The sequence below is a fragment of the Rhodococcus sp. EPR-134 genome, assembly GCF_001647205.1.
GTDB classification, from domain to species: domain Bacteria; phylum Actinomycetota; class Actinomycetes; order Mycobacteriales; family Mycobacteriaceae; genus Rhodococcus_F; species Rhodococcus_F qingshengii.
Map to the genome: position 1 here is coordinate 1 of NZ_LVCT01000670.1, position 9231 is coordinate 9231.

Consider the following 9231-nt stretch of genomic DNA (forward strand, 5'->3'; position numbering starts at 1 on the left):
CTCGCGCACGCGATCCACGTACCTGGCTCCATTTTCCATGCGTCGACGCTCTCGCAGCTCGGTGGCGAACCGCAGGGTATCCACCGCTCGATGATCTAGTCCCACAAATACTTTCGAAGCAAGGACGGTTAGGCATGACTGAAATTCGGGGCCTGGGGTATCTCAGGATCCAAACGCAGGACGTGGCTCGCTGGCGCGAGCTCGTGGTCGACGGACTCGGCCTCGCGGTCGGTAGTGGCCCGGAAGCCGACGGCCTCTACTTGCGCCTGGACGAGCGTCCTGCGCGACTGATCGTCCTGCCCGGTGAGACGGACAAGGCTCTCGCAGTGGGCTGGGAAGTGCGAGATCAGTTCGCGCTCCAGCGTGTTCGTGAAGCAGTGGAGAAGGCCGGAGTCGAGGTCGAGGTTCTTTCCGAGGTCGACGCCAGCTACCGCGATGCCGAGCAGGTCATCGCATTCGACGATCCCAACGGCAACCGAGTCGAGGTCTTCTTCGGACCGGTACTCGACCACAGCCCGTTGGTCACCCCGCACGGCGGCCGTTTCGTCACCGGCGATCAGGGCCTCGGCCATGTGGTGCTTCCGGTTACGCGTTTCGACGAGGCATACACCTTCTACACCGAGGTGCTCGGATTCCTCCCGCGCGGTTCCATCCGTCTCGGCGGTATCGATGCGCCGCCGCCGGCTCGCCGCGTTCGCTTCATGGGTGTCAACCAGCGCCACCACAGCCTGGCGTTGTGCCCGGCGCCGCCGGTTGACGAGCCCGGTCTCGTGCACCTGATGATGGAAGCCGAGACTCTCGACGCCGTCGGTCAGGCTCTCGATCGTGTTGCCAAGCTCGGCTTCTCGATCTCCTCGACGTTGGGTCGCCACACGAACGACAAGATGGTGTCGTTCTACGTGCGCGCACCGGGTGGATGGGATCTGGAGTTCGGCTGCGAAGGCATGCTTGTCGACGAAGCCTTCTACACCGCTGAGGAAATCACGGCCGACAGCTACTGGGGCCATGACTGGTCCGAGAGTGAACCGCTGGCCGCGTTCACTCCCAAGAGCTAGCTCTTACGCAACGAAAAAGCTCGGTCCCAATGCATATCGGGGCCGAGCTTTTTCGTGCGATAGATCAGGAAGCTGCTGCGGCCAAACCGGTTTCGAGGTCGGCGAGAATGTCGTCGATCCCTTCGATGCCGACCGCGAGGCGGACGAGCCCCGGCGTGACGCCCGAAGCGAGCTGCTCCTCGGGGGTGAGCTGCGAGTGCGTCGTCGACGCGGGGTGGATGACGAGTGAGCGAACGTCACCGATGTTGGCGACGTGGCTGTGCAGCGTCAGGGCGTTGACGAACTTCTTGCCTGCGTCGACTCCACCGGCGAGCTCGAACGCGACGATGGCGCCGGTTCCCTTGGGAGCCAGCTGCTTTCCGCGCTCGTGCCAGGGCGAGGATTCCAGTCCGGCGTACGCGACCGACGTGACCTCGGCGCGGCCCTCGAGGAATTCCGCGACCTTTTGGGCGTTGGACACGTGGCGCTCGATGCGCAGGCTCAGTGTCTCGATACCCTGCGAGATGAGGAAGGCGTTGAACGGTGCGATGGCCGAGCCGAGGTCGCGCAGAAGCTGAACGCGTGCCTTGAGGGCGTAGGCGGGTGCAGCGAGATCGGCAAAGGTGACGCCGTGGTAGCTGGGGTCGGGGGTCGTGAAGTTGGTGTGGCGTCCCTGGGTCCAGTCGAAGGTGCCACCGTCGACGATGACGCCGGCGATCGCGGTGCCGTGTCCGCCAAGGTATTTGGTGGCGGAGTGGACGACGATGTCGGCGCCGTGCTTCAGTGGCTGAATGAGGTACGGAGTTGCGACCGTGTTGTCCACGATCAGCGGGATGCCGTGCTCATGGGCGACTGCGCTGATGCCGGGGATGTCGAACACGTCGTTCTTGGGGTTGGAGATGGTTTCGCCGTAGAACGCCTTGGTGTTCGGACGGATTGCCTCACGCCAGTGATCGAGGTTGTCCGGGTCCTCGACGAAGTCGACGGTGATACCGAGCTTGGGCAGCGTGTAGTGGAAGAGGTTGTACGTGCCGCCGTACAGGCGAGGGCTTGAGACGATGTGGTCCCCGGCCTCGGCGAGGTTGAGGATCGCGAAGGATTCGGCGGCCTGACCGGACGCAACCAGCAGAGCCGCGACTCCGCCTTCGAGGGCGGCGATGCGCTGCTCGACGGCGTCCTGCGTCGGGTTCATGATGCGGGTGTAGATGTTGCCCGGCTCGGCGAGGCCGAAGAGCGCCGCCGCATGGTCGGTGTTGTCGAAGACGTAGCTGGTGGTCTGGTAGCTCGGAAGCGCCCGAGCGTTGGTAGCGCTGTCCGGGCCCTGTCCGGCGTGGACCTGCTTGGTTTCGAACGACCAATCGGCGGTCGGATCGGTATCGACGGGGGTGTTCTCGCTCATGAATTCATACTCCGTGGTGAAGGTGGGTTGGTGCGGGTCAGGCGGTTTCGACGACTGTATGCACTGGGACGGGATTGCGGGTGAGATCGAGTACGGGGCAGTGGGCGTCGACCATTTCCTGCAGTTCCAGGTAGCGCTCGCGGGTTTCGGGGCCGGTCAGGGTGACGACCACGCGGACCTCGGAGAATCCCGGACGGACGGCGTCGTCGAAGCCGAAGAATCCACGAACGTCGAGGTCACCTTCGGCTCTGGCCGAGATGTCGTCGAGAGCGATACCGAGTTTGTCCGCCCAGACGCGGTAGGTGACCACCTGGCAGGAGAGCAGGGAAGCAAGGTAGTACTCGACAGGATTGGCTGCGGTGTTCTCGCCGCCGAGGGCCGGCGGCTCGTCGACCTCGACGCTGTACTTACCGAGAGAAATGGTGCTGGCAACGGCGTCGTGCGCCTGGGCGGAAGCCTTGAATACGACGTGCGCTTTGCTGGCGTCTTTGTCGATGGCGTCGGCGTTGGCTGCTACGACGGAACTCAGGTGTGAGATGGAGGCGGTGGTCATGACAGAAATGTCCCCTGATCTGGGTGTACATACGAGTATCGACGTGAGCGGCGCTCACGTCGTAGGTCCGATCAGTAGATCGGACACCCGGATGTACAGACATGCGCAAAGTCGACATGGCGCCGCCGCGTCAGCAGCGTGCCCGTCTTGTATGCGCCGATTCCCGTCACAGGAGAGACTGTAACCGGTTCATACCCTTTCCGACCAGACGTATAGGAAATCTGTCTCGGATTGTGGTCTGTCATGCGGGCGGCAGTCCGCTCCACCGGGGTGTCCGACGATTGGCGAAAGCGTCGAGTCCTTCGGCGATGTCCGGAGAGCGCAACACTGCGTCCTTGGCGTCGTCGGTGACCTTCCATCCGTCGGCGTCGGCGTCGGCGTAGAGAGCCTCGATGGCCTTCAGACTCAGACTCACGGAGGTGGGGGAGGACTCGCAGATCTCCGCTGCCATCACCAGTGCCTCGTCGAGTGCCTTACCAGGGGCAGTGACTGCATTGACGACGCCGAGGTCCTTTGCCCGTTCGGGATCGAGTGTGCGGCCGGTGATCAAGAGTTCACGGGCGACGTTGATCGGAAGCGCGCGAGGAGCCCGAAAGAGTGCGCCGGACGTCGCAACCAGACCGCGTTTGGTTTCGGGAAGGCCGAATTGCGCTGTGGCAGAGGCGACGATCAGATCGCAGGCCAGTGCGATTTCGAAACCGCCACCAAGCGCGTAGCCCTCGACTGCAGCGATCAGGGGCTTGTTCCGCCGGCGCCGAATGACGCCGTACTCACCGCCGCGAGGCATGCGAAGGTCGGCCCGCTCTCGGATATCGGTTCCGGCGCAAAAGATGTTGGGGGTTCCGGTGATGATGCCGACCCACAGATCAGGGTCGTCGTCGAGAAGATTCAGCGCGGCTTCGATTCCCTCGGCAGTCTCACGGTTGATCGCGTTACGGCGTTCTTCGCGTTCGATCCTGACGATGAGAACGCGGTCATGGCGTTCGGTGGAAACAGTCGACATAATTGGACTGTAGTCCACCTATCGGAGGCGGAGGTGCGTCACCTGACGGGACGGACATTGGACACATTCCGGACTGTGGCGAAGACTGTGTTCTGAGGCGGAGAAGGGCAGGTCGACGTGATTTCCAAACGAGAACAGAACAAGCGCGATACCAACGACAGGTTGCTCTCGGCTGCTCGAATTCTGTTCTCGGCGCAGGGTTTCGCCAGCACGACCGTCGACGACATCGCCGAGCGTGCCGAGGTGTCGCGAGCCACCTTCTTCAATTACTTCCAGGGCAAGGACTCGGTTCTCGAGGCGTTGCACAGTGATCATCTCGATCAGCTTGCGGCACTGGTGGATCAGCTCATGGAATCGCCGATGCCGACTTCTGATCGGATCTCCCGGATTTTTCAGGACTTTGCGCAGCAAGCGATCATGCATCCGCGCTATCTGCGCATGGTGACTGCAGAACTCGAGCGCGACTTCGCCTCCTCCGGAGCGGGGGCGGCCCACGATCATCGGTTCCACGTGGAACTTCTCCGGATCGTCACTGCCGGTATCGAAGCCGGCGAAGTGAGATCGGACTACCCGCCGCTCTTTCTCGCACAGATGATCGGTGGTACGTACGGAGCGTTGGTCCGCTTCTGGCGGCAAGACGCCGATTACGACGTGGTCGGAGAATTCGATCGCGGAGCCAGGTACGTCGCGGAAGGCATCGCTGCTCGCTGATCAGGGAGTGGGCACTACCAGAGGCAGCATCTGCTGGACGCTCTCCGAAAGATAGTTTGCGGCAGTCTGATCGCCGGACAGATGGCGCAGCAGGCTCTGCTGGAACAGGCCGTCGAAGATTGCGTACATCGCCGCCGAGGTGACCGATGCCTCTACGTCGAGAAGTTCGGCGTAGCGAGAAACAATGCGCCAGATCATGTTTTCGAGACTCTCGTCGATCGCGGCGACGTCGGCTCGGAACGACTCCTCGAACATCGACTGCGCGCGCAGGTCGTACCAGAGGCGGTGCATCGTGGGTTCTTCGATCATGGTCTCGGCGAGCAGTGCGCCGAAACCGGTTTTCAGTTCCTCCGGTGTCTTCGCGGTGGCGACGATGCCGTCGTAGCGGGTGACGCAGCGTGCCTTGTAGTGGCGCACGCAGTGGGTGATGAGATCGACCTTGTCGCTGAAGTAGTAGTGCAGGACGCCGTGGGAGAACTCCGAATTCTGGGCGATTTCGCGCAGGCTCGTGCGTGCGTAGCCCAATTCGGCCAGGGTTTGCAGTGCGGCCTCGGCGAGTTGATCACGTCGCTCGGAGAATTTGTCGACCTGGCGACGCGACACCTTGTCTGCGTTGGACCGCTTGGCGGAGTCGGACTGCTGGCCCGGTGAGCTAGGTGCAGCCTTTTTCCCTGCCCCACTAGGCTTCTCGACTGTCGTGGTCACGATGGCACGTCCTGTTCCCTGCGGTTTCCACAGCGGCACGATCACCGCGTCCGAATCAGTGTAACCCCTGGTCTTTGACGAGCGTGTAACAAAATCTTGACAGTCGTCAAGATTTCTCTTGACACTCGTCCAAAGTTGAATACTCTGTGACTCACACCACTTGGCAGCGTCGCTGTGAACGGTGGCATCGCGAGAGTCGTTTCAGTCATGGAGGCAGTCGAAAATGAGCGTGTTTGATCTCGAGGGACGAAAAGCACTGGTCACAGGTGGTGCCAAGGGGCTCGGAGCCGGAATGGCTGAGGCGTTGGCGAAGGCGGGGGCGTCAGTGATGATCGGCGACGTTCTCGAAGACGAGGGTCGTGCCACCGCAGAGGCTGTTGGTTCGGGCGGAGTCAAAACCGGCTTCGTAAAGCTGGACGTCACCGACGATGCCAACTGGGAAGGGGCAGTCGCCGCCACCGCGGAGACTCTCGGCGGCTTCGACATCCTCGTCAACAACGCAGGCATCGAGATTTCCTCGCTGGTGGTCGACCTCGATCCGAACGACATCCGCCGTATGTGTGAGGTCAACATCCTCGGAACAGCGCTCGGAACCAAACACGGACTGCGCAGCATGCGTCCGGGTGGCGTAGCCGGAACCGGCGGTTCCGTCATCAACATCTCTTCAGTGGCCGCAACCATTCCGTTTCCCGGGATCAGTGGATACTCCGCGACCAAGTCCGCGGTCGATCGCTTCACCAGAGTTGCCGCCGCCGAGTCGGGCAAGCTCGGCTACGGAGTCCGCGTCAACTGCATCTACCCGGGTCTTGTCGCCACGGAGATGGGTCTCGGACTCGCGGCGGACATGGAGAAGCTCGGTCTCTGGCCCAGCGCCGAAGCAGCAGTCGGAGACGTCATCGGCCTCACCCCGCTCGGCCGCCTCGGTGAAGTGAACGACATGGCTGACGCCGTTGTGTTCTTGTCCTCCGACGCCGCGCGATTCATCACCGGAATCGGCCTCCCCGTCGACGGTGGCATGGGCATGTAGCTCGCCCTTCATTCGTACGTACACCCTTCTCACGTCTTCGAAAGGTTCCACGAACATGTCCGAAAAGAAGCCCGTCATCGTCTACGGCGTCTCCGGGTACACCGGCCGTCTGGTGTGTGAATACCTGCGCGAGTTCAACATCCCGTTCATCGCAGCCGGCCGCGACGCCGCTCGCATCCAAGAGGTCCTCGACAAGATCCCCGGATTGGACACCGTCGATCACGAGGTCGTCGAGGTCGAGCACACGGTCGAGGCTCTCACCGAATTATTCACCGGCGCACAGGTTGTCAGTAATATGGTCGGCCCGTTCATCAAGCTCGGCGGCACCGTCGTCGAGGCCGCGTTGAATGCCGGTTGCCACTACATGGATACCACCGGTGAGCAGGACTGGGTACTCGACGTCCAGGAGAAGTTCAGCGACAAGTATCAGGAGAAGGGCCTGCTTCTCTCGCCCGGTATCGCGCAGATGTACACCACCGGTGAGATCGCGGCCAATATCGCACTGGAAACGCCGGGCCTCGATACGCTCGACATCCTCGTGCTGTGGAAGGGATTTCCCACCTACGCGTCCACTCAGACGATCTTCACCATCCTCAAGGCAAACTGGTACTACCTCGAGCAGAACAAGTACGTGCAGTGGGCGCCCGGCCAGACTTTCGACGTCGTCGTTCCGGGCCAGCACGAAACTGCGCTTGCATTGCCGTGGGGCGGAACATGCCACCCGGTGTGGTTCAAGAACGATCCGCGAGTTTCCAACGTCAAGGCTGCGGGCGGAGTGTTCGACCGCACCGTGATGGAAGGCGTTGTCGCGACGCAGAAGATCGTGGAGGAGCAGATCAAGACCCTGCCCGCCGACGAGCAGGAAGCCGCCTTGGCCGAGATCGCCGGATCGGTTCAGGCCGGTATGCCCCCTCGTGAGAATCCGCGCATCAACACCTCACTCGACTCCGTCTACGCGTCGGGCCCGCTGGGTCGCTCGCACGTCGTGATCCACGGAAACTGTAACTACAAGCAGACGGGCCTCCTGCACGCCTATGCAGCGCATTCTCTGCTCCAGCAGGCGCCGAAGCGGACCGGGCTTGCCTCGGCTTGCCAGGCGTTCGGCCATCGCGAACTGCTCGGCGCGCTACGTAGTTTCGGGCTGGCTCTGGAGCCGGAAGTAACCATCAACGCCTAACTCGTCGCCCTCGTCATCATGTTCACGGCTCCCGGCGTGTAGCGCGCCGGGAGCCCCGCCCTGGAGGCTCCCCATGCGTTTGACCGACTATCTCGACAAGGGAGCCTCTCTTGGTTCCACCGCACCGTGTTTGACGATGGGGGAGCGCACTCTCTCCTACGGCGAGGTGCAACAGTTCAGCCGACGCTTCGCAGCTTCGCTCGCGGCTTCGGGCATCGCGCCGGGCGAAAAAGTCGCGATTCTGTCCGGCAACGACCCGATCTCGTTCTCGTGCGTATTCGGAATAAGCCGGGCCGGCGGCGTCTGGTGCCCGATCAACCCTCGCAACGAAGCTGCGGAAAACCGAGACCTGTTGGATTTGTTCGATTGTCGCGCTCTGTTCTTCCAGAAGTCCTATGCGCCGCTAGTCGACCAGATCAAGGATGCGCTTCCCCAGTTGGTGACGCTCGTCTGCATCGACGGCGAATCGGAATCGGCACAGTCCCTCGAAAGCTGGCTCGGGGAAGAAGAACTCGACGCCGCGGCGCCCGACGACGTCACCATGCTGGTCGGCACCGGTGGTACAACTGGACGGCCAAAGGGAGTGATGTTGACCGGGCACAACATCGAGACGATGACCGCAATCACCTTGATAAGTTATCCGTTCGAGGGGCGCCCGGTGTATCTGGCGCTGGCACCGCTGACTCACGCCGCCGGTGTTCTGTGCTTCCCGATCATGGCCCTCGGCGGCGAAGTAGTGATCATGCCGAAGCCCGACCTCGGGTACTTCCTCGCGAACGTTCAGAAGCACAAGGTGACTCACACCTTCCTGCCGCCGACGCTCATCTACATGCTGCTCGAGCACGAGGCCCTGTCGGCCACGGATCTCAGCTCGCTGCAATGCTTCTGGTACGGAGCGGCGCCGATCTCCCCGACCAGACTCGCGGAGGCGATCGACAAGATCGGCCCGGTCATGGCTCAGCTGTTCGGGCAGAGTGAAGCCCCCATGATGATTTCGACGATGTCACCGAAGGAGCACTTCGGCTCGGACGGCACTGTCGCAACGTCACGACTTTCCTCGGCCGGTCGACCGTCGCCGCTGGTGACCGTGGGAATCATGGATGACAAAGGCGCGCTGCTCGGACGTGGCGAGCGTGGTGAGGTGGTGATTCGCAGTTCGTTGGTGATGGCGGGTTATTACAAGAACCCCGACGCAACCGCGGAAGCGTCAGCCCACGGCTGGCATCACACCGGCGATATCGGGTACCTGGACGACGACAATTTCCTGTTCATCGTCGACCGTGCGAAGGACATGATCATCACCGGCGGTTTCAACGTCTATTCGGTCGAGGTGGAGCAGGCACTCATGGCGTATCCGGGGATTCAGGACTGCGGAGTGATCGGGTTGCCGGATGACAAGTGGGGCGAACGCGTTGTGGCAGTGGTGCAACCGCACCTCGGCGCCGACATCGACGGCGCCGAGGTGATGGCTTTCGTGAAGGCTCGCATCGGAAGTGTGAAGACTCCGAAGCAAGTCATCGTCTGGGACGATCTACCTCGCTCCAAGGTCGGCAAAGTTCTCAAGAACGAGATCAAGAGCGAGCTGACGGGCTGAGGTCACGACTCGCACACCACGTCTTCTG

General features: G+C 62.1%; 9 protein-coding genes. 5 read left to right on the forward strand and 4 right to left on the reverse strand.

Going from position 1 to position 9231, the window contains the following annotated elements; translation table 11 throughout:
• Positions 1-134: 134 nt before the first annotated feature.
• Positions 135-1055, forward strand: a complete 921-nt coding sequence (bphC, locus tag A2J01_RS28985; RefSeq protein ID WP_064114115.1) for a biphenyl-2,3-diol 1,2-dioxygenase — start codon at positions 135-137, stop codon at positions 1053-1055.
• Between the two features lie 64 nt (positions 1056-1119).
• On the opposite strand, the gene A2J01_RS28990 is transcribed toward bphC, so the two are convergent.
• The 3 genes from A2J01_RS28990 to A2J01_RS29000 form a co-directional block, all read right to left on the reverse strand.
• Positions 1120-2433, reverse strand: coding sequence for a bifunctional o-acetylhomoserine/o-acetylserine sulfhydrylase (locus A2J01_RS28990; RefSeq protein ID WP_064114116.1), 1314 nt, complete (start codon positions 2431-2433; stop codon positions 1120-1122).
• A 37-nt stretch (positions 2434-2470) separates the two neighbouring features.
• Positions 2471-2986: an OsmC family protein gene (locus A2J01_RS28995; RefSeq protein WP_064114117.1), complete on the reverse strand. Its 516-nt coding sequence runs from the start codon at positions 2984-2986 to the stop codon at positions 2471-2473.
• A gap of 241 nt (positions 2987-3227) precedes the next feature.
• Complete coding sequence (locus tag A2J01_RS29000) at positions 3228-3989, reverse strand: enoyl-CoA hydratase-related protein (RefSeq protein WP_030536952.1); 762 nt, start codon at positions 3987-3989, stop codon at positions 3228-3230.
• Positions 3990-4106: 117 nt separating this feature from the next.
• Between A2J01_RS29000 and A2J01_RS29005 the strand changes: the two genes are divergently transcribed.
• The gene (locus A2J01_RS29005) at positions 4107-4700 is read left to right on the forward strand and encodes a TetR/AcrR family transcriptional regulator (protein WP_003940428.1); all 594 of its coding nucleotides are present in this window, start codon (positions 4107-4109) and stop codon (positions 4698-4700) included.
• Here A2J01_RS29005 and A2J01_RS29010 read toward each other — a convergent pair whose 3' ends face one another.
• Positions 4701-5303: a TetR/AcrR family transcriptional regulator gene (locus A2J01_RS29010; protein ID WP_042448650.1), complete on the reverse strand. Its 603-nt coding sequence runs from the start codon at positions 5301-5303 to the stop codon at positions 4701-4703.
• Positions 5304-5628: 325 nt separating this feature from the next.
• On the opposite strand from A2J01_RS29010, the gene A2J01_RS29015 reads away from it, so the two are divergent.
• From A2J01_RS29015 to A2J01_RS29025, 3 genes are all read left to right on the forward strand, one after another.
• A complete protein-coding gene (locus A2J01_RS29015) occupies positions 5629-6432 on the forward strand; it encodes an SDR family NAD(P)-dependent oxidoreductase (RefSeq protein ID WP_054826837.1) in 804 nt (267 codons plus the stop codon).
• 55 nt (positions 6433-6487) lie between these two features.
• Entirely contained in the window at positions 6488-7609 is a 1122-nt protein-coding gene (locus A2J01_RS29020) for a DUF5938 domain-containing protein (RefSeq protein ID WP_003940189.1), read from the forward strand.
• Between the two features lie 73 nt (positions 7610-7682).
• On the forward strand, positions 7683-9203 hold the full coding sequence (locus A2J01_RS29025) for an AMP-binding protein (RefSeq protein WP_064114118.1): 1521 nt from the start codon (positions 7683-7685) through the stop codon (positions 9201-9203).
• Positions 9204-9231 lie beyond the last annotated feature (28 nt).

What these genes read in the sequence shown, in the direction of transcription:
- bphC (WP_064114115.1), top strand. Translation starts at nt 135, where the DNA reads ATGACTGAAATTCGGGGCCTGGGGTATCTCAGGATCCAAACGCAGGAC.
- A2J01_RS28990 (WP_064114116.1), bottom strand. Translation starts at nt 2,433, where the DNA reads ATGAGCGAGAACACCCCCGTCGATACCGATCCGACCGCCGATTGGTCG.
- A2J01_RS28995 (WP_064114117.1), bottom strand. Translation starts at nt 2,986, where the DNA reads ATGACCACCGCCTCCATCTCACACCTGAGTTCCGTCGTAGCAGCCAAC.
- A2J01_RS29000 (WP_030536952.1), bottom strand. Translation starts at nt 3,989, where the DNA reads ATGTCGACTGTTTCCACCGAACGCCATGACCGCGTTCTCATCGTCAGG.
- A2J01_RS29015 (WP_054826837.1), top strand. Translation starts at nt 5,629, where the DNA reads ATGAGCGTGTTTGATCTCGAGGGACGAAAAGCACTGGTCACAGGTGGT.
- A2J01_RS29020 (WP_003940189.1), top strand. Translation starts at nt 6,488, where the DNA reads ATGTCCGAAAAGAAGCCCGTCATCGTCTACGGCGTCTCCGGGTACACC.
- A2J01_RS29025 (WP_064114118.1), top strand. Translation starts at nt 7,683, where the DNA reads ATGCGTTTGACCGACTATCTCGACAAGGGAGCCTCTCTTGGTTCCACC.